Raw genomic sequence first — 18971 nt, forward strand, 5'->3', positions numbered from 1 at the left:
GGATTTCGGAACTTTGAAAACTTCAAAAAAAGGATTTTTATCTCTCTGAACATCAAAAAAGAAAGGACGAAATTTGTCCTTTCTCGAGCTTAGCTTTTCATCAACCCACTACAGTTGACAAAGAGCCATAATATCTTCGAGGGAGTAGCTAGCCTTCCAATCAAGATATTTTTTAGCTTTTGATGCGTCTGCTAGGACGCTAGCTGGGTCACCAGCACGACGAGCAACAATTTCGTGTGGTATTTTTTGATTCAGTAATTCTTCAGCAGTTTTAAAGATTTCTTTGACGGTATAGCCTTTTTCAGTTCCTAAGTTAAAGATTTGAGAAGAACTGTTTTCTTGAAATAGGTAGTTCATTCCTTTAACATGAGCCTGTGCAAGGTCCAAGACATGAATGTAATCTCGAATACATGAACCATCACGTGTATCATAGTCATCTCCAAATATTTTCAGGCTATCATTTTGTCCCAATGCGGTCTTGTTGATGTTGGGAATGATATGAGTTGGATTTTTCACTCGCAGACCGTTTGAAGCATCCATTTCAGCTCCAGCAACATTAAAGTAACGGAAAATGACATATTTCCAGTCGTAGCGATTGGCCATCCAGTAAATCATTCGTTCACCCATCAGTTTTGTCTCTGCATAAGGATTGACAGGGTCGAGCAGGGTATCTTCAGTTGCTGGCTTGTCAATACAGTTATTACCATAGAGGGAAGCAGTCGAAGAGAACATGATTTTTTGAATGCCAACTTCAGATAAGACTTTGAGAACTTGGTTCATACCAGCAACATTGGCAGTGAAGTATTTACTTGGGTTTTCAATACTTTCGCTCACAACAATTTCACCTGCACAATGAAGAACAGCATCAATCTTATTTTCTTCTAAGTAAGCTTTTAGAGCACTAGAATCATAAACATCTAGTTGCTTAAAGCTAGCACGACTATCCACAGCCGAACGATTTCCTGTAGAGAGATTATCTAGAACATGTACCTGATAGCCAGCATTTAAAAGAGCTTTAACGGTATGGGAGCCAATATAGCCAGCTCCACCTGTAACAAGAATTGTTTTGGTCATGATTTTTTCCTTTTCCTAGTTTTGTACTATTTTAAAGAAATAAGAAGGCAAAGTCAACTATTTTCTGGAAATTTCATGAAAAAATTGAACAAATATAGCATTGGATTGTTTTATGTTTGGAAATTAATAGTTTGGTTGATCTTGGAATAGTTCTTAGATTTCACCTCACATGCAAGAAAATACAAGCTTTTTATAAGATACAGTAAGACTAAGATAAATCCACCTTCCCGCTATCCTTCTCCTATAAAAAGTGGTAAAATGGATGAAAGAAAGAAGGAACTGAAATGACAACATTATTTTCAAAAATCAAAGAAGTAACAGAACTTGCTGCGATCTCAGGTCATGAAGCGCCTGTCCGTGCTTATCTTCGTGAAAAGTTGACACCACACGTGGATGAAGTGGTGACAGATGGCTTGGGTGGTATTTTCGGGATTAAACATTCAGAAGCTGCGGATGCACCGCGTGTCTTGGTCGCTTCTCACATGGATGAAGTTGGTTTTATGGTCAGCGAAATCAAGCCAGATGGTACTTTTCGTGTCGTAGAAATCGGTGGTTGGAATCCTATGGTGGTTAGCAGCCAACGTTTCAAACTCCTGACTCGTGACGGTCGTGAAATTCCTGTGATTTCGGGTTCTGTCCCTCCACATTTGACTCGCGGAAAGGGTGGACCAACTATGCCAGCTATTGCAGATATCGTCTTTGATGGCGGTTTTGCGGACAAGGCTGAGGCTGAAAGCTTTGGTATCCGTCCTGGCGACACCATCGTACCAGATAGTTCTGCAATCTTGACAGCCAATGAAAAAAATATCATCTCAAAAGCTTGGGACAACCGCTACGGTGTTCTTATGGTGAGTGAGCTAGCAGAAGCCCTTTCAGGTCAAAAACTCGGAAATGAACTCTATCTTGGCTCTAACGTCCAAGAAGAAGTTGGTCTTCGTGGTGCTCATACTTCCACAACTAAGTTTGACCCAGAAGTTTTCCTAGCAGTTGACTGCTCACCTGCTGGTGATGTTTATGGCGGTCAAGGCAAGATTGGAGATGGAACCTTGATTCGTTTCTACGACCCAGGTCACTTGCTTCTCCCAGGGATGAAGGATTTCCTTTTGACAACGGCTGAAGAAGCTGGAATCAAGTACCAATACTACTGTGGTAAAGGCGGAACAGACGCTGGCGCAGCTCATTTGAAAAATGGTGGTGTCCCATCAACAACTATCGGTGTCTGCGCTCGTTATATCCATTCTCACCAAACCCTCTACGCAATGGATGACTTCCTAGAAGCTCAAGCTTTCTTGCAAGCCTTGGTGAAGAAATTGGATCGTTCAACGGTTGATTTGATTAAAAATTATTAAACCATAAGGGAGGTGGTAGGGATGGTAGAACCAAACCTAGAAAGCCTTATAAAAGATCTTTACAATCATGCTCGACATGATTTGAGTGAAGATTTAGTTGCTGCTCTCCTAGAGACTGCTAAAAAACTGCCTACTACAAATGAGCAATTGTTGGCAGTTCGTCTCTCAGGCCTGGTCAATCGTGAATTGCTCCTAAATCCCAAACATCCGGCACCTGAGCTGCTCAACTTGGCTCGCTTTATCAAAAGAGAAGAAGCTAAGTACAGAGGAACCGCAGCTTCTGCGATTATGTATGGGGAACTCTTTAAAATGCTTTGATTCCATTGTGAATCAAAGCATTTTTCTATATGTAAAAAAGCAATTCTTGATTAGGAAAAGAAAAAAGCCATCCTATTTAGGATAGCTTCTTGGATCTTAGATTTGTTCAGCGATGACCTTTTCAGCAAGGTTCATGGCGTGGTCAGATACACGAGTATAGTGGGAAATGATGTCGATAAAGTTGACCCCAGCTTGTGTTGAACACTCACCCTTGTTGAGGCGTTTGATGTGAGTCTTTCTGAGAACACGTTCCATATTGTTGATTTCTTTATGGCGTTCAATCAGACTTTGAGCTTTTTCAATATCATTGTTTTCCACGCTATCAAGGGCATCCTTGATAAAGCCAGTGTTTTTTTGATAGATATCAGCCAATTCCTGCAAAGCAGCTTCAGAGAACTCAACATTTTTCCGTTGAAGGTAGTCAGTCAGATTGATTAGCGCTTCTGCGTGGTCTCCAATCCGTTCCAAATCGCGGGATGAATCTAGGATGTTGGTCAGCACTTCACTTTCTTTCTGGCTAAGGGCCTCACTTGAAAGAGTAATAAGGTAACGAGTCAATTTTTCATCAATGGTATTGATAGCTTCTTCTGTCTTGTGTCCTTTTTCAGCAACCTTTTCATTAAGGTCGATGATGTAGTTATAAGAAAGGTCAAAGGCTTTAGAAGCATAATTTCCCAAGTGAAGTAGCTCTTTCTTCGCATTTCCGAGGGCGATTGATGGAGCTTGTTTAATTAAATGCTCATCAAGATAAAGTGGCTCGTACTTCACAATTTCATCTTCACCAGGGATGAGCTTGGTTACAAAGTAGGCTAAGGCACCGATGAAGGGAAATTGGATAATAGTATTTGTGATATTAAAGGTTCCGTGGGCGAAGGCAATGGTCATTTCTGGAGCCAGATTGAGTGTAGATTCAAACCATTGAATCAAGCCAGTGAAAGGTACAAGGAAGACAATACAGATAACCGTACCAATCACGTTAAAGGCGACATGGGCACCAGCAACACGTTTGGCAGCGATATTGGCTCCAAGAGAAGCAATAATAGCTGTAATGGTCGTTCCGATATTATCACCAAACAAGACTGGTAGGGCACCTTGTAGATCAATCAAACCACTTGCGTAAAGATTCTGTAGGATACCGATAGTTGCGGAAGAAGCTTGAATGAGTAGGGTTAGTCCAGTTCCGACAAAGACACCTAGAATAGGGCTCTTACTTAGTTCAACCATATAGTCTCTAAAGACTTGCAGGTCTTTTAGAGGTTCCATTGCACCGCTCATAAGATTGAGAGCGAAGAAGATACCACCTACACCAAAAATGATACGCCCGATGTTATTGATAGAGCGATTCTTGGTGAAGAAGAGACAAATCGCTCCGATGAAAAGCATTGGTAAGGCGTAATCTCCTAGCTTAAAACCGATGATAAAGGATGTAACGGTAGTTCCAATATTGGCACCCATGACAATACCGATAGCTTGACGCAAGGTCAAAAGTCCTGCGCTGACTAGCCCCACTGTAATGACTGTGACACCAGAACTTGACTGAATTAGCGCCGTCATACCGATACCAACTAGCACACCGAAGAACGGATTGCTGGTATATTTGTCAATGTAAAAACGAAGGCGATCTCCAGCAGCTTGTTGCAAACCGTCTCCCATGGTCTTGATACTATATAAGAATAGTCCCAGACCACCTAAAAAGTGAAATAAAATTTCCTGCCAATTAATGGACATTTCTTTTTCCTCCGAAAAATAATAACGGAATTTCTCCTATTCTATTTTAAAGGATAAAAGTAAATCTAACAAGTGTTAAGCTAAGATTTTAGAAAGAAAATTCGTTAGAAAAAGCAAAAATAATATACTCTAGCATGCCACAAAGATTAAATATCGAAAAATCTTGTGAAATCTTTCCTTATATTTCCAAAGTGTGATATAATAGTTTCGAATAAAATAAATAAAGGGGTTTTTGTAACATGGCAAAACTTACTGTTAAAGACGTTGACTTGAAAGGTAAAAAAGTCCTCGTTCGTGTTGACTTCAACGTACCATTGAAAGATGGCGTAATCACTAACGACAACCGTATCACAGCAGCTCTTCCAACTATTAAGTACATCATCGAACAAGGTGGACGTGCAATTCTTTTCTCTCACCTTGGACGTGTGAAAGAAGAAGCTGATAAAGCTGGTAAATCACTTGCTCCTGTAGCTGCTGACTTGGCTGCTAAATTGGGTCAAGACGTTGTTTTCCCTGGTGTCACTCGTGGTGCTGAATTGGAAGCAGCTATCAACGCTCTTGAAGATGGACAAGTTCTCTTGGTTGAAAACACTCGTTACGAAGATGTTGACGGCAAGAAAGAATCTAAAAACGATCCTGAACTTGGTAAATACTGGGCATCACTTGGAGATGGTATCTTCGTAAACGATGCATTCGGTACAGCTCACCGTGCACACGCATCTAACGTTGGTATCTCAGCAAACGTTGAAAAAGCAGTTGCTGGTTTCCTTCTTGAAAACGAAATTGCCTACATCCAAGAAGCAGTTGAAACTCCAGAACGTCCATTCGTAGCGATCCTTGGTGGTTCAAAAGTTTCAGACAAGATCGGTGTTATCGAAAACTTGCTTGAAAAAGCTGATAAAGTCCTTATCGGTGGTGGTATGACTTACACATTCTACAAAGCACAAGGTATCGAAATCGGTAACTCACTTGTAGAAGAAGACAAATTGGATGTTGCGAAAGCTCTTCTTGAAAAAGCAAACGGTAAATTGATCTTGCCAGTTGACTCAAAAGAAGCTAACGCATTTGCTGGTTACACTGAAGTGCGTGACACTGAAGGTGAAGCAGTTTCTGAAGGCTTCCTTGGTCTTGACATCGGTCCAAAATCTATCGCTAAATTTGACGAAGCTTTGACTGGTGCCAAAACAGTTGTATGGAACGGACCTATGGGTGTATTTGAAAACCCAGACTTCCAAGCTGGAACAATCGGTGTGATGGACGCTATCGTGAAACAACCAGGCGTTAAATCAATCATCGGTGGTGGTGACTCAGCTGCTGCAGCGATTAACCTTGGCCGTGCAGATAAATTCTCATGGATCTCTACTGGTGGTGGAGCATCAATGGAACTTCTTGAAGGTAAAGTTCTTCCAGGACTTGCAGCCTTGACAGAAAAATAAGATTTAATAAATAAATCAAAGAAGAGAGGAACGAAAGTTACTCTTTTCTTTTGCTTAAAATAAAAACGCTTCCTCTCAACTATTGCTCATAAAATCAGCCAATTTATGATAAAATGGAAATAGAAAGTTGAGATTATGAGTTATTTTAAAAAATATAAATTCGATAAATCCCAGTTCAAACTTGGTATGCGAACCTTTAAAACAGGTATTGCTGTTTTTCTAGTTCTCTTGATTTTTGGCTTTTTTGGTTGGAAAGGTCTTCAAATTGGTGCTTTGACAGCCGTTTTTAGCCTGAGGGAGAGTTTTGATAAGAGTGTCCATTTTGGGACTTCGCGTATTCTAGGAAATAGTATCGGTGGTCTCTATGCCCTCCTCTTCTTCCTATTAAATACCTTTTTCCACGAAGCCTTTTGGGTAACCTTAGTAGTTGTTCCAATATGCACCATGTTAACCATTATGACAAATGTAGCCATGAATAACAAAGCAGGAGTTATTGGTGGTGTAGCAGCTATGTTAATCATTACCCTATCGATTCCGAGTGGAGAAACAATTTTGTACGTATTTGCGCGTGTATCAGAAACTTTCATGGGAGTTTTTGTCGCAATTCTCGTAAATTACGATATTGATCGTATTCGGCTCATTTTAGAGAAAAAAGAAAAATAATGTTACATTTTATAACATTATCAATTGACGTTTGTCTTTTTTTAGACTATAATAGACAGAAAGAAGGAAATTGTAAATGAAGGAAAAAGAATTTCGCCGAAATATGGCTGTTTTTCCTATCGGCAGTGTTATGAAGTTGACCGACCTATCGGCGCGTCAGATTCGTTATTATGAAGATCAAGAGTTGATTAAGCCTGATCGAAACGAAGGGAACCGTCGCATGTATTCCTTGAATGACATGGATCGTCTGCTTGAAATCAAAGATTATATCTCTGAAGGTTATAATATCGCTGCCATTAAGAAAAAATATGCTGAACGTGAAGCGAAATCCAAGAAAGCGGTGAGTCAGACTGAGGTGCGTCGTGCACTTCATAATGAACTCCTCCAACAGGGTCGCTTTGCTTCAGTACGGTCACCTTTTGGTCGCGGTTAGGCAACCGCAAGTAGTTATACATTAAGGAGAAAACTCATGCCAATCACAGCTGCAGATATTCGTCGTGAAGTCAAGGAAAAAAATGTTACCTTTATTCGTCTCATGTTCTCAGATATTTTGGGAACCATGAAAAACGTTGAAATTCCTGCTACAGATGAACAGTTAGATAAAGTCTTGTCAAATAAGGCTATGTTTGATGGATCTTCTATTGAAGGTTTTGTACGTATCAATGAGTCGGATATGTACTTGTACCCTGACTTGGATACATGGACAGTCTTCCCTTGGGGAGATGAAAATGGAAGTGTTGCAGGTTTGATCTGTGATGTCTATACAACAGAAGGTGAACCATTTGCAGGAGACCCTCGTGGTAATTTGAAGCGTGCTCTTCGTCACATGGAAGAAGTGGGATTCAAATCCTTCAACCTTGGGCCAGAGCCAGAATTCTTCCTATTTAAACTTGATGAAAATGGAGACCCAACACTTGAAGTGAATGACAAGGGGGGCTACTTTGATTTGGCGCCTACTGACCTTGCGGACAATACACGTCGTGAGATTGTCAATGTCTTGACCAAAATGGGATTTGAAGTAGAAGCAAGTCACCATGAGGTTGCGGTTGGACAGCATGAAATTGACTTCAAGTACGATGAAGTTCTCCGTGCCTGTGATAAGATTCAAATCTTTAAACTTGTTGTTAAAACCATTGCTCGCAAACATGGGCTTTACGCAACCTTTATGGCAAAACCAAAATTTGGTATTGCTGGATCAGGTATGCACTGTAATATGTCCTTGTTTGATGCAGAAGGAAACAACGCCTTCTTTGATCCAAATGATCCGAAAGGAATGCAGTTGTCAGAAACTGCCTACTATTTCCTTGGCGGTTTGATCAAGCATGCCTACAACTATACTGCTATCATGAACCCAACAGTTAACTCATACAAACGTTTGGTTCCAGGTTATGAAGCACCTGTTTACATTGCTTGGGCTGGTCGTAACCGTTCGCCACTTGTACGCGTGCCTGCTTCACGTGGTATGGGAACTCGTCTTGAGTTACGTTCAGTGGATCCGATGGCAAACCCATACATCGCTATGGCTGTTCTTTTGGAGGTTGGTTTGCATGGTATTGAAAATAAAATCGAAGCACCAGCTCCTATCGAAGAAAATATCTACATCATGACAGCAGAAGAGCGTAAGGAAGCTGGTATTACAGACCTTCCATCAACTCTTCACAACGCTTTGAAAGCTTTGACAGAAGATGAGGTTGTCAGAGAAGCTCTTGGAGAACATATCTATACTAGTTTCCTTGAAGCCAAACGAATCGAATGGTCAAGTTATGCCACCTTCGTTTCACAATGGGAAATTGATAACTATTTAGATCTTTATTAATACTAATATAGAAGAAAGATTGCCTGAGGGTGGTCTTTTTTCTTGTATTTTATATCGAGGTGTGATATATTTTATATAACGAAGTGCGATATATCGAACTAGATAGGAGGTAGCTATAAATGGAATTAACGGATAAGATTCGTCGAGTTTATCTTCCGATGACGGAAACGGGTTTTTATATCTTGTTCTGTCTGCAAAAGGAAGGTCATGGTTATAGTATTACGCAAAAGGTCAGGGAAATGACAGATTCGCAAGTTTCAATCAGTCCTGGAACTATGTATGGAACCTTGTCAAAAATGGAAAAGGATGGCTTGATTTCCTTTGTCCGAGAAGAGGAAAAACGGAAAATCTATCAGATTACAGACTTGGGACGAAAAGTTTTAGATATTGAATTGAAGCGTATTGAACGACTCTACAGAAACAGTCGGGAGGAAGGATGATGGAAAAGAAAATTGTTTATCGAATTTTTACAATTGCGGATTATGAGAGGGAGGCTCTATACTTTAGAGAAATGCATGCTAAGGGCTGGAAACTTAGGAAAGTAAGCTATTCTATCTTATTGTTTGCAGTTAAGTATACCTTTGAAAAATGTCACCCTGAGCAAGTGTCTTATCAGTTGGACTTTTACCCAATGGAAAAATCAGAGAGAGCCTCCTATTTACAACTATTTAAAGACTGTGGCTGGGAGCATATTACAGACTTTAATGGTTTTTCCTACTTTAGAAAGCTTCATTCTGGAATTGAGTCGGATGCCGAGTTTGAAATTTATAATGATGCGTCTGGGAAGTTAGCTGTGGTTAAACGGATTTTAATAATTCGGATGATTCCTATTTTGCTTATCTTTTTGCTTATCTTTTCGGCTCTACTACCGGTTTTCTCAAAGTTTGTCAGTGGAGATAGTTCTTTCAGTTGGGACATGTTTTTGATTGTTATAATAGATGGTGTTTTATTGATAGTTCATTCGATTCAGATGTCTTATATTTTTTGGAGATTGTTTCAAAAGTGGAAAGAATTATCTGATAAATAAAACCATGCATGTTTTCTAATTTGGAGGTGCGATGATGAAAAGCAAACTACAATTTCGGATTTTTACGATTCTTGATGAGGATAAGAAAGAAGAATATTTACATGAGATGCACTTGAAAGGTTGGAGGTATAGAACGAGTCGTTTTGGTTTGTTCTATTTTGACCAATGTCAACCAGACGATGTCATCTACCGTATCTATGATTCTAGATTTCTTAAAAAATATAAGCATGAACTGCAAGATTTTAGAAATAGAGGTTGGGAATTGATAGAAAGAGGTTTTTATTCAATTTTTCGTAAACCGGCTTCTAATATACTTCCAGAGGATCAAGTCTATATGAGTAAGGGGCTCAGATGGGAAGTTATGCGATATAGATTTCGTTCATGTGCAGCTACTTTCTTAGGTGGTCTTGTTGTTTGTATGAGTTTGTTTCGAGAAGAACTGTCGCAATCTTTCTTTGTCATTTTTGCTCTATATGCCTTTATGATTTCTTATTTAATTCATGGCTATTTAAGGCTTAAAAGGGCATACCGAGTAGATAAACAGTAAGGTTCTAGGTCTTTAGACTGATTTTTAGCACTCTTGGCAAAAGAGTGCTAATTTTTTGAGTTTTTGTCTTGACATTCTCTTTTAAGGGTGTATAATAGAATCATAAGTTAGCACTTGAGTGTATCAAGTGCTAATCGATCAGACAGAGAGGAGTGATGAGGTGGTTACAGAGCGTCAGCAGGATATTTTAAATCTGATTATTGACATCTTTACCAAAACGCACGAACCTGTCGGATCCAAAGCTTTGCAAGAGTCTATTAACTCTAGCAGTGCAACCATTCGCAATGACATGGCGGCTCTAGAAAAGCAAGGGTTGCTTGAGAAGGCCCATACTTCAAGTGGTCGGATGCCAAGTGTTGCTGGTTTTCAGTACTATGTGAAACACTCACTGGATTTTGACCGACTAGCTGAAAATGAGGTATATGAGATTGTCAAAGCCTTTGATCAGGAATTCTTCAAATTGGAGGATATTCTGCAAGAGGCTGCTAACCTGCTGACAGACTTGAGTGGCTGTACGGTAGTAGCACTGGATGTTGAGCCGAGCAGGCAACGTTTGACAGCCTTTGATATTGTTGTTTTGGGGCAACATACAGCCTTGGCAGTATTCACCCTAGACGAGTCTCGAACGGTTACCAGTCAGTTTCTGATTCCAAGGAACTTTTTGCAGGAGGATTTGCTGAAACTGAAGAGCATCATTCAGGAACGTTTCCTCGGGCACACCGTTCTAGATATTCACTACAAGATTCGGACGGAGATTCCGCAGATTATCCAGCGTTACTTTACAACAACGGATAATGTCATTGATCTCTTTGAACACATTTTTAAGGAAATGTTCAACGAAAACATTGTGGTGGCGGGGAAGGTCAATCTCTTGAATTTTGCCAATCTGGCAGCTTATCAGTTCTTTGACCAACCGCAAAAGGTGGCTCTGGAGATTCGTGAGGGGTTGCGTGAAGATCAGATGCAAAACGTCCGTGTTGCAGACAGTCAAGAATCTTGTTTAGCAGACCTAGCGGTGATTAGTAGTAAGTTCCTCATTCCTTATAGGGGAGTTGGAATTCTAGCGATTATCGGCCCCGTCAATCTGGATTATCAGCAACTAATTAACCAAGTCAATGTGGTCAACCGTGTTTTGACCATGAAGTTGACAGATTTTTACCGCTACCTCAGCAGTAATCATTACGAAGTACATTAAGATTGAAATCATTAAAGGAGGCGAAAATGGCCCAAGATATAAAAAATGAAGAAGTAGAAGAAGTCCAAGAAGAGGAAGTTGTGGAAACGGTAGAAGAAACAACTCCTGAGAAGTCTGAATTGGACTTGGCAAATGAACGTGCAGATGAGTTCGAAAATAAATACCTTCGCGCTCATGCAGAAATGCAAAATATCCAACGCCGTGCCAATGAAGAGCGTCAAAACTTGCAACGTTATCGTAGTCAGGACTTGGCAAAAGCAATTCTCCCTTCTTTGGATAACCTTGAGCGTGCACTCGCAGTTGAAGGTTTGACAGATGATGTGAAGAAGGGCTTGGAGATGGTGCAAGAAAGCTTGATTCACGCTTTGAAAGATGAAGGAATCGAAGAAATCGCAGTTGACGGTGAATTTGACCATAACTACCATATGGCTATCCAAACTCTCCCAGCAGACGATGAACACCCAGCAGATACCATCGCCCAAGTTTTCCAAAAAGGCTACAAACTCCATGACCGTATCCTACGCCCAGCCATGGTAGTTGTTTACAACTAGGAGAGAGCGCTTAAAAACCTTGTCCGAAACGACAATAAACTATGAAGAAAGATAAGAGGCAAGCCGGAGGCTTGCAAGGAAGATATTTCCCACCGTGGTGAAAGTTTCAGTAGCAAAAGCTACTGAAACAGGGGATTTTTGAGACAATAGGCTCAAAAATAAGTGATGAAATCCCGGAGGGAGTTGCTCACGTCCCCACCACTTAAGGGAAATATCAAAAATAGAAAATTAACTAACAAGGAGAAAAACACATGTCTAAAATTATCGGTATTGACTTAGGTACAACAAACTCAGCAGTAGCAGTTCTTGAAGGAACTGAAAGCAAAATCATCGCAAACCCAGAAGGAAACCGCACAACCCCATCTGTAGTTTCATTCAAAAATGGAGAAATTATCGTTGGTGACGCTGCAAAACGCCAAGCAGTTACAAACCCAGATACAGTTATCTCTATCAAGTCTAAAATGGGAACTTCTGAAAAAGTTTCTGCAAATGGAAAAGAATACACTCCACAAGAAATCTCAGCTATGATCCTTCAATACTTGAAAGGTTACGCTGAAGACTACCTTGGTGAAAAAGTAACCAAAGCAGTTATCACAGTTCCTGCTTACTTCAACGATGCTCAACGTCAAGCAACAAAAGACGCTGGTAAAATCGCTGGTCTTGAAGTAGAACGTATTGTCAACGAACCAACTGCAGCCGCTCTTGCTTACGGTTTGGACAAGACTGACAAAGAAGAAAAAATCTTGGTATTCGACCTTGGTGGTGGTACATTCGACGTATCTATCCTTGAATTGGGTGACGGTGTCTTCGATGTATTGTCAACTGCAGGGGACAACAAACTTGGTGGTGACGACTTTGACCAAAAAATCATCGACCACTTGGTGGCAGAATTCAAGAAAGAAAACGGTATTGACTTGTCTACTGATAAGATGGCAATGCAACGTTTGAAAGATGCAGCTGAAAAAGCGAAGAAAGACCTTTCTGGTGTAACTTCAACACAAATCAGCTTACCATTCATCACTGCAGGCGAGGCTGGACCTCTTCACTTGGAAATGACCTTGACTCGTGCGAAATTTGACGATTTGACTCGTGACCTTGTAGAACGTACAAAAGTTCCAGTTCGTCAAGCCCTTTCAGATGCAGGTTTGAGCTTGTCAGAAATCGACGAAGTTATCCTTGTTGGTGGTTCAACTCGTATCCCTGCTGTTGTAGAAGCTGTTAAGGCTGAAACTGGTAAAGAACCAAACAAATCAGTAAACCCTGACGAAGTAGTTGCTATGGGTGCTGCTATCCAAGGTGGTGTGATCACTGGTGATGTCAAAGACGTTGTCCTTCTTGATGTAACACCATTGTCACTTGGTATCGAAACAATGGGTGGTGTCTTCACAAAACTCATCGACCGTAACACAACAATTCCAACATCTAAATCACAAGTCTTCTCAACTGCGGCAGACAACCAACCAGCCGTTGATATCCACGTTCTTCAAGGTGAACGCCCAATGGCAGCAGATAACAAGACTCTTGGACGCTTCCAATTGACAGATATCCCAGCTGCACCTCGTGGAATTCCTCAAATCGAAGTAACATTTGACATCGACAAGAACGGTATCGTATCTGTTAAGGCTAAAGATCTTGGAACTCAAAAAGAACAAACTATTGTGATCCAATCAAACTCAGGTTTGACTGACGAAGAAATCGACCGCATGATGAAAGATGCAGAAGCAAACGCTGAAGCAGATAAGAAACGTAAAGAAGAAGTTGACCTTCGTAACGAAGTAGACCAAGCTATCTTCGCAACTGAAAAGACTATCAAGGAAACTGAAGGAAAAGGTTTCGACGCAGAACGTGACGCTGCCCAAGCTGCCCTTGATGATCTTAAGAAAGCTCAAGAAGACAACAACTTGGACGACATGAAAGCAAAACTTGAAGCATTGAACGAAAAAGCTCAAGGACTTGCTGTTAAACTCTACGAACAAGCCGCAGCAGCCCAACAAGCTCAAGCAGGAGCAGAAGGCGCACAAGCAACAGGAAACGCAGGCGATGACGTCGTAGACGGAGAGTTTACGGAGAAGTAAGATGAGTGTATTGGATGAAGAGTATCTAAAAAATACACGAAAAGTTTATAATGATTTTTGTAATAAAGCTGATAGTTATGAATCTGCAAAAGATTTTATAGATAATATTCCAGTAGTGTATTTGGCTAGGTATAAAGCAATTATTTTAGCTGAGCATGAAAGTTGTGTTAAAAATGATGAGGCGGTAAGGAATTTTGTTACTTCAGTATTGTTGTCAGCGCTAGTATCAGCACTAGTATCAGCAACCATACAAAAACCAGAATTTATAATATCGTTTATAATTGGCATGGTTTGGGTTGTCTGTGTTTTCCTTCTAATCTATTGGAATTTTATAGCCAATACTAAGAAGAGACAAAAATATATAAATGTTTGTGTGCTTATTGGATATTTAAAATCAAAATAAATTTGATTTAAGTTACTTCACTCATCCACAGAGGTTGCAATCCAGCCTCTGTTTTTCGATAAAATAGAGGATGTTGCGTATGAAAAAAGTACTTTGTATCATTTATCCTAATTTTTCTCTTTATGAGATAACCACTTTAACGAGTACTTTAGCTCTGTCTTTTGATATCACGATTGATTATGTCGCTTCTGAGAATTCGATGGTAGTCTCTGAGGATGGTTTGCCCTGTCAACCGACGAAAACATTGGATCAGCTCTGTATAGAAGATTATTCTTGTGTAATTTTGCCAGGAATGGTCAATATAGGTCCTGCTCTACAAGATGAGAAATTGATTTCGTTTTTGAGAAGTCTTAATGAGCAAGATATCCTAATTGTAGCCATTTCTTCAGCGCCCCTTTTATTGGCGAAAGCAGGCTTGTTGAACAACACGAAATTTACAGGTGGAATTTGGCAAAACTTCTTTGACTATTTTGAATTTCTTCCACGTGAGAATTTCCAACCGAAAGTTCTTGTCCAAGATAAACAAATCATTACGGCTATCGGTTTTGCACATCAAGAGTTTGCAAGAAAAGTGATTTTCGGTTTAGGGTTGGCAGAGAATACGGACAACTATTTTAAAGAACAGAACGAGTATGCTGAAGAGGATTTGATATTTACTCTATCAGATGAAGAGTTTAATCAAGTAAAGCAGAGTATAGAAAACAGCCTCTAAAGATTTACATGAAAATTATAGAAAGGAACAAGGGTGTTCAGGGAATTGAACTCACACTCTGAGCTTTCTTACTAAATATAAAAGAAAGGAATTGAAGCCGACCTAAATTCTCGGAAAAAAGATAAATCTGTCTAGGAGCATCGCTCCAGTGTCAGATTTCCTATTTTTCGGTCGAATTTTACGGTCTTGGTATCTTGTATGAACAATACTGAATTTTATGATCGTCTGGGGGTGTCAAAAAACGCTTCGGCAGACGAGATCAAAAAGGCTTATCGTAAGCTTTCAAAGAAATACCACCCAGATATCAACAAGGAGCCTGGTGCTGAGGAAAAATACAAGGAAGTTCAAGAAGCCTATGAGACTTTGAGTGACGACCAAAAACGTGCTGCCTATGACCAATACGGTGCTGCTGGAGCCAACGGTGGTTTTGGTGGAGCTGGTGGTTTCGGCGGTTTCGATGGGGCAGGAGGCTTCGGTGGTTTTGAAGATATCTTCTCAAGTTTCTTCGGCGGAGGCGGTGCTTCACGCAATCCAAATGCTCCTCGTCAGGGGGATGACCTCCAGTATCGTGTAAACTTGACCTTTGAAGAAGCTATTTTTGGAGCTGAAAAAGAGGTTAAGTACAATCGTGAAGCAAGCTGTAGTACATGTAATGGCTCAGGTGCTAAGCCAGGAACAAGTCCAGTCACTTGTGGACGCTGTCATGGAGCTGGTGTTATTAACGTCGATACGCAGACTCCGCTTGGTATGATGCGTCGTCAAGTAACCTGTGATGTCTGTCATGGTCGCGGAAAAGAAATCAAAGATCCATGTACAACCTGTCACGGAACAGGCCATGAGAAACAAGCTCATAGCGTACATGTGAAAATCCCTGCTGGTGTGGAAACTGGTCAACAAATTCGCCTAGCAGGCCAAGGTGAAGCTGGCTTTAATGGTGGACCTTATGGTGACTTGTATGTAGTGGTTTCTGTGGAAGCCAGCGACAAGTTTGAACGTGAAGGAACGACTATCTTCTACAATCTCAACCTCAACTTTGTCCAAGCAGCTCTTGGTGACACAGTTGATATCCCAACTGTTCATGGTGATGTTGAATTAGTTATCCCAGAGGGAACTCAGACTGGTAAGAAATTCCGTCTACGTGGCAAAGGAGCTCCGAGCCTTCGTGGTGGTGCAGTTGGTGATCAATATGTTACCGTTAATGTCGTAACACCGACAGGCTTGAACGAACGCCAAAAAGCAGCCTTGAAAGAATTCGCAGCTGCAGGTGATTTAAAAGTTAATCCAAAGAAAAAAGGCTTTTTTGACCATATTAAAGATGCCTTTGAAGGAGAATAAAGTAAAAAGAGCCGAGTGGCTCTTTTACTTATCTTCGATTTCCTGTGTTTCTTTTATCACAGCTAGTCTAGTCTGGATATCTTTTTCCAAGACCTTAAACTTGTAAGTCAGGTCTTCTTGATATTCCTTGATGAGTTCTTTTTGCTGGTCAATGATTTGTAGGCTGTTTTGGATAATATCCACATCATCCTTGATAGCTTGAACGCGGTCGGTGGTATTCAAGACTTCATCTGTGATGGCTTGGCGATTTTTTGTGACCAGATAACTTCCGGCTACAGCTCCTGCAAATAGCAGTAGATTAGATAATTTCATGGCAACTCCTTAGGCGTTTTTGATAGTTTCAGCGACTTGAGCGAGTTTGTCAAAGTCTGGTTCGTGGGTGATAAAATCAATCTTGAGGTCATCGTCGGTACTGTAGCGAGGCACGAGGTGAACGTGGGTGTGAAATACTGTTTGACCTGCGATTTCTTCACAGTTGGCAATGATATTCATGCCAGTAGCCTTGGTAGCTTTCATGACTTTTTGAGCAATTGTTGGTACTTGGGCAAAGAGTTGGCTGGCGCTAGTAGCGTCCATTTCCAAAAGATTGCGATAGTGTTCTTTTGGCACGACCAAGGTGTGTCCTGGTGTCACTTGAGAGATATCAAGAAAGGCAAGAACCTGCTCATCTTCATATACTTTTGAAGCAGGAATTTCCCCTGCGATGATTTTACAAAAAATGCAATCTGACATAAAATCTACCTCTACTGTATTGAATTTTGATATAATATAGCTACATTATACCAGATTTGGAGAAAATATGTTAGAAATTAAAAACCTGACAGGTGGCTATGTCCATGTCCCTGTCTTGAAAGATGTGTCCTTTACCGTTGAAAGTGGGCAGTTGGTCGGTTTGATTGGTCTCAATGGTGCTGGAAAATCAACGACAATCAATGAGATTATCGGTCTGTTGACACCTTATAGTGGCTCCATCAATATTAATGGCCTGACCCTGCAAGAAGATGCGACCAGCTACCGCAAGCAAATTGGCTACATTCCTGAGACACCTAGTCTGTATGAGGAATTGACCCTCAGAGAGCATATCGAAACGGTTGCCATGGCTTATGGTATTGAGCAGAAAGTGGCTTTTGATCGAGTGGAGCCTTTGCTAAAAATGTTCCGTTTGGACCAGAAATTAGACTGGTTTCCTGTTCATTTTTCAAAAGGGATGAAGCAGAAGGTCATGATTATCTGTGCTTTTGTGGTGGATCCAAGTCTTTTCATCGTGGATGAGCCTTTCCTTGGTCTTGATCCGTTGGCTATTGCAGACTTGATTCAGCTTTTGGAAGTGGAAAAGCAAAAGGGTAAGTCCATTCTCATGAGTACCCACGTGCTGGATTCGGCGGAGAAGATGTGTGATGCCTTTGTCATTCTTCACAAGGGAGAGGTGCGTGCTAAGGGAAATCTCCTGCAACTGCGCGAATCCTTTGACATGCCTGAGGCTAGTTTGAATGATATTTACTTGGCTCTGACCAAAGAGGAGGAGCTATGAAAGACTGGTTTTTAAAGAGAAAGCAGGCTTTTCGTAAGGAGTGTCTTGGTTATCTGCGCTATGTTCTCAATGACCACTTTGTCTTGTTCCTGCTTGTTCTGCTGGGATTTTTAGCCTACCAGTACAGTCAACTCTTGCAACATTTTCCTGAAAATCATTGGCTGATCCTTTTGTTTGTAGGAATTACGTCTGTTTTACTGTTGCTTTGGGGTGGAATTGCCACCTATATGGAGGCTCCAGACAAGCTCTTTCTCTTAGTCGGAGAAGAGGAAATCAAACTCCATCTTAAGCGTCAAACTGGCATTTCCCTAGTCTTTTGGCTCTTTGTCCAGACTCTTTTCTTGCTGTTATTTGCGCCCTTATTTTTAGCCATGGGCTATGGCTTGCCTGTTTTTCTGGTCTATGTGCTTTTATTGGGGGTAGGAAAATATTTCCTCTTTCGTCAAAAGGCTAGTAAATTTTTCACGGAAACTGGTCTCGACTGGGACTATGTTATTTCTCAAGAAAGCAAGCGCAAGCAAGTCTTGCTTCGTTTCTTTGCCCTCTTTACCCAGGTCAAGGGGATTTCAAACAGCGTCAAGCGTCGTGCCTATCTGGACTTTATCCTAAAGGCTGTTCAGAAGGTGCCTGGGAAGATTTGGCAAAATCTCTATCTGCGTTCTTATCTGCGAAATGGAGATCTCTTTGCCCTCAGTCTCCGTCTTCTCTTGCTTTCCATACTGGCGCAGGTCTTTATCGAGCAAGCTTGGATTGCGACAGCAGTGGTGGTTCTCTTTAACTACCTCTTGCTCTTCCAGTTGCTGGCCCTCTATCATGCCTTTGACTACCAGTATTTGACCCAACTCTTTCCACTGGACAAGGGGCAAAAGGAAAAAGGCTTGCAGGCGGTAGTTCGAGGATTGACCAGTTTGGTCTTAGTAGTGGAATTAGTTGTTGGGTTGATTACTTTCCAAGAAAAACTAGCCCTTCTAGCTTTGCTAGGAGCTGGTTTGGTTTTACAAGTCTTGTACCTACCTTATCAGGTCAAACGTCAGATGCAGGACTAATATTGCTTATATGATATTAAAAAAGAAGTTGAGTTCAGTGTACTGACCCCAAAAAGTTAGACAATTAATTTAAGCAAAGGATTTAGTTCTGTATTGTACAGGGCTAAGTCCTTTTAGTTTTACCTTAATTCGTTTATTGTTGTAGTAATCAATATAGTCTACAAT

General features: G+C 40.8%; 22 protein-coding genes. 17 read left to right on the plus strand and 5 right to left on the minus strand.

The features are described 5' to 3' along the window. Positions 1-108 precede the first annotated feature (108 nt). Positions 109-1074 carry a UDP-glucose 4-epimerase GalE gene (gene galE / locus QM818_RS08115; protein ID WP_414300143.1) on the minus strand — a complete coding sequence of 322 codons (966 nt, stop codon included), beginning with the start codon at positions 1072-1074 and terminating at the stop codon, positions 109-111. A 284-nt stretch (positions 1075-1358) separates the two neighbouring features. Between galE and pepA the strand changes: the two genes are divergently transcribed. Together pepA and QM818_RS08125 are read left to right on the plus strand one after the other, a co-directional pair. Further along, positions 1359-2423 (plus strand): glutamyl aminopeptidase, encoded by a 1065-nt coding sequence (pepA, locus tag QM818_RS08120; RefSeq protein WP_000209170.1) that lies wholly within the window; start codon positions 1359-1361, stop codon positions 2421-2423. 21 nt (positions 2424-2444) lie between these two features. Next, positions 2445-2741: a bacteriocin immunity family protein gene (locus tag QM818_RS08125; protein ID WP_084954033.1), complete on the plus strand. Its 297-nt coding sequence runs from the start codon at positions 2445-2447 to the stop codon at positions 2739-2741. Between the two features lie 96 nt (positions 2742-2837). Here the strand turns inward: QM818_RS08125 and QM818_RS08130 are convergent, their stop codons facing one another. Further along, positions 2838-4469, minus strand: coding sequence for a Na/Pi cotransporter family protein (locus QM818_RS08130; protein ID WP_261081329.1), 1632 nt, complete (start codon positions 4467-4469; stop codon positions 2838-2840). 239 nt (positions 4470-4708) lie between these two features. Here QM818_RS08130 and QM818_RS08135 point away from each other — a divergent pair, with 239 nt between their 5' ends. The 13 genes from QM818_RS08135 to dnaJ all read left to right on the plus strand — a co-directional run bounded on the left by QM818_RS08135 (position 4709) and on the right by dnaJ (position 16229). Next, positions 4709-5905 carry a phosphoglycerate kinase gene (locus tag QM818_RS08135; RefSeq protein ID WP_001096743.1) on the plus strand — a complete coding sequence of 399 codons (1197 nt, stop codon included), beginning with the start codon at positions 4709-4711 and terminating at the stop codon, positions 5903-5905. A 135-nt stretch (positions 5906-6040) separates the two neighbouring features. Continuing rightward, a complete protein-coding gene (locus tag QM818_RS08140; RefSeq protein WP_049515975.1) occupies positions 6041-6568 on the plus strand; it encodes an FUSC family protein in 528 nt (175 codons plus the stop codon). A 76-nt stretch (positions 6569-6644) separates the two neighbouring features. Next, a complete protein-coding gene (glnR, locus tag QM818_RS08145; protein WP_000659548.1) occupies positions 6645-7001 on the plus strand; it encodes a transcriptional repressor GlnR in 357 nt (118 codons plus the stop codon). A gap of 36 nt (positions 7002-7037) precedes the next feature. After that, the gene (glnA, locus tag QM818_RS08150; protein ID WP_261042113.1) at positions 7038-8384 is read left to right on the plus strand and encodes a type I glutamate--ammonia ligase; all 1347 of its coding nucleotides are present in this window, start codon (positions 7038-7040) and stop codon (positions 8382-8384) included. A gap of 119 nt (positions 8385-8503) precedes the next feature. Then, positions 8504-8824, plus strand: coding sequence for a PadR family transcriptional regulator (locus tag QM818_RS08155; protein ID WP_261042111.1), 321 nt, complete (start codon positions 8504-8506; stop codon positions 8822-8824). Beyond that, the gene (locus QM818_RS08160; protein ID WP_414300144.1) at positions 8824-9411 is read left to right on the plus strand and encodes a DUF2812 domain-containing protein; all 588 of its coding nucleotides are present in this window, start codon (positions 8824-8826) and stop codon (positions 9409-9411) included. The genes QM818_RS08155 and QM818_RS08160 overlap by 1 nt, the downstream gene beginning before the upstream one ends. A gap of 34 nt (positions 9412-9445) precedes the next feature. Next, positions 9446-9958: a DUF2812 domain-containing protein gene (locus tag QM818_RS08165; protein ID WP_414300145.1), complete on the plus strand. Its 513-nt coding sequence runs from the start codon at positions 9446-9448 to the stop codon at positions 9956-9958. A gap of 160 nt (positions 9959-10118) precedes the next feature. Then, positions 10119-11153 (plus strand): heat-inducible transcriptional repressor HrcA, encoded by a 1035-nt coding sequence (gene hrcA / locus QM818_RS08170; RefSeq protein WP_000255759.1) that lies wholly within the window; start codon positions 10119-10121, stop codon positions 11151-11153. Between the two features lie 26 nt (positions 11154-11179). Continuing rightward, complete coding sequence (gene grpE, locus QM818_RS08175; protein WP_045605607.1) at positions 11180-11704, plus strand: nucleotide exchange factor GrpE; 525 nt, start codon at positions 11180-11182, stop codon at positions 11702-11704. A 251-nt stretch (positions 11705-11955) separates the two neighbouring features. Further along, positions 11956-13779 carry a molecular chaperone DnaK gene (gene dnaK / locus QM818_RS08180; protein WP_000034661.1) on the plus strand — a complete coding sequence of 608 codons (1824 nt, stop codon included), beginning with the start codon at positions 11956-11958 and terminating at the stop codon, positions 13777-13779. Position 13780: 1 nt separating this feature from the next. Beyond that, positions 13781-14182 carry a hypothetical protein gene (locus QM818_RS08185; protein ID WP_000114425.1) on the plus strand — a complete coding sequence of 134 codons (402 nt, stop codon included), beginning with the start codon at positions 13781-13783 and terminating at the stop codon, positions 14180-14182. Positions 14183-14261: 79 nt separating this feature from the next. Further along, on the plus strand, positions 14262-14894 hold the full coding sequence (locus QM818_RS08190; RefSeq protein ID WP_084927020.1) for a DJ-1/PfpI family protein: 633 nt from the start codon (positions 14262-14264) through the stop codon (positions 14892-14894). A 198-nt stretch (positions 14895-15092) separates the two neighbouring features. Beyond that, positions 15093-16229, plus strand: a complete 1137-nt coding sequence (gene dnaJ, locus QM818_RS08195) for a molecular chaperone DnaJ (RefSeq protein WP_001066310.1) — start codon at positions 15093-15095, stop codon at positions 16227-16229. A gap of 24 nt (positions 16230-16253) precedes the next feature. Here dnaJ and QM818_RS08200 read toward each other — a convergent pair whose 3' ends face one another. Both QM818_RS08200 and QM818_RS08205 read right to left on the minus strand, forming a co-directional pair. Then, positions 16254-16541, minus strand: a complete 288-nt coding sequence (locus QM818_RS08200; protein ID WP_261081379.1) for a hypothetical protein — start codon at positions 16539-16541, stop codon at positions 16254-16256. Positions 16542-16550: 9 nt separating this feature from the next. Beyond that, complete coding sequence (locus QM818_RS08205; protein ID WP_261081378.1) at positions 16551-16961, minus strand: HIT family protein; 411 nt, start codon at positions 16959-16961, stop codon at positions 16551-16553. 67 nt (positions 16962-17028) lie between these two features. Between QM818_RS08205 and QM818_RS08210 the strand changes: the two genes are divergently transcribed. Next, a complete protein-coding gene (locus QM818_RS08210) occupies positions 17029-17760 on the plus strand; it encodes an ABC transporter ATP-binding protein (RefSeq protein ID WP_261081377.1) in 732 nt (243 codons plus the stop codon). Further along, positions 17757-18806, plus strand: a complete 1050-nt coding sequence (locus QM818_RS08215; protein WP_261081376.1) for an ABC transporter permease — start codon at positions 17757-17759, stop codon at positions 18804-18806. The genes QM818_RS08210 and QM818_RS08215 overlap by 4 nt, the downstream gene beginning before the upstream one ends. Positions 18807-18875: 69 nt before the next feature. Here QM818_RS08215 and QM818_RS08220 read toward each other — a convergent pair. Further along, positions 18876-18971, minus strand: a 96-nt coding sequence (locus QM818_RS08220) for an IS3 family transposase (RefSeq protein WP_195327149.1), incomplete at its 5' end; no start/stop codon positions are given.

The organism is Streptococcus mitis, from assembly GCF_047464035.1.
GTDB lineage: Bacteria > Bacillota > Bacilli > Lactobacillales > Streptococcaceae > Streptococcus > Streptococcus mitis_DX.

Bases quoted from the DNA above. Each gene is read 5' to 3' on its own strand.
- QM818_RS08165 (WP_414300145.1), top strand. From the start codon at position 9,446: ATGAAAAGCAAACTACAATTTCGGATTTTTACGATTCTTGATGAGGAT.
- galE (WP_414300143.1), bottom strand. From the start codon at position 1,074: ATGACCAAAACAATTCTTGTTACAGGTGGAGCTGGCTATATTGGCTCC.
- QM818_RS08125 (WP_084954033.1), top strand. From the start codon at position 2,445: ATGGTAGAACCAAACCTAGAAAGCCTTATAAAAGATCTTTACAATCAT.
- QM818_RS08185 (WP_000114425.1), top strand. From the start codon at position 13,781: ATGAGTGTATTGGATGAAGAGTATCTAAAAAATACACGAAAAGTTTAT.
- grpE (WP_045605607.1), top strand. From the start codon at position 11,180: ATGGCCCAAGATATAAAAAATGAAGAAGTAGAAGAAGTCCAAGAAGAG.
- dnaJ (WP_001066310.1), top strand. From the start codon at position 15,093: ATGAACAATACTGAATTTTATGATCGTCTGGGGGTGTCAAAAAACGCT.
- QM818_RS08135 (WP_001096743.1), top strand. From the start codon at position 4,709: ATGGCAAAACTTACTGTTAAAGACGTTGACTTGAAAGGTAAAAAAGTC.
- glnR (WP_000659548.1), top strand. From the start codon at position 6,645: ATGAAGGAAAAAGAATTTCGCCGAAATATGGCTGTTTTTCCTATCGGC.
- QM818_RS08200 (WP_261081379.1), bottom strand. From the start codon at position 16,541: ATGAAATTATCTAATCTACTGCTATTTGCAGGAGCTGTAGCCGGAAGT.
- dnaK (WP_000034661.1), top strand. From the start codon at position 11,956: ATGTCTAAAATTATCGGTATTGACTTAGGTACAACAAACTCAGCAGTA.
- QM818_RS08210 (WP_261081377.1), top strand. From the start codon at position 17,029: ATGTTAGAAATTAAAAACCTGACAGGTGGCTATGTCCATGTCCCTGTC.
- QM818_RS08155 (WP_261042111.1), top strand. From the start codon at position 8,504: ATGGAATTAACGGATAAGATTCGTCGAGTTTATCTTCCGATGACGGAA.
- QM818_RS08130 (WP_261081329.1), bottom strand. From the start codon at position 4,469: ATGTCCATTAATTGGCAGGAAATTTTATTTCACTTTTTAGGTGGTCTG.
- QM818_RS08160 (WP_414300144.1), top strand. From the start codon at position 8,824: ATGGAAAAGAAAATTGTTTATCGAATTTTTACAATTGCGGATTATGAG.
- pepA (WP_000209170.1), top strand. From the start codon at position 1,359: ATGACAACATTATTTTCAAAAATCAAAGAAGTAACAGAACTTGCTGCG.
- QM818_RS08205 (WP_261081378.1), bottom strand. From the start codon at position 16,961: ATGTCAGATTGCATTTTTTGTAAAATCATCGCAGGGGAAATTCCTGCT.
- QM818_RS08190 (WP_084927020.1), top strand. From the start codon at position 14,262: ATGAAAAAAGTACTTTGTATCATTTATCCTAATTTTTCTCTTTATGAG.
- QM818_RS08140 (WP_049515975.1), top strand. From the start codon at position 6,041: ATGAGTTATTTTAAAAAATATAAATTCGATAAATCCCAGTTCAAACTT.
- QM818_RS08215 (WP_261081376.1), top strand. From the start codon at position 17,757: ATGAAAGACTGGTTTTTAAAGAGAAAGCAGGCTTTTCGTAAGGAGTGT.
- glnA (WP_261042113.1), top strand. From the start codon at position 7,038: ATGCCAATCACAGCTGCAGATATTCGTCGTGAAGTCAAGGAAAAAAAT.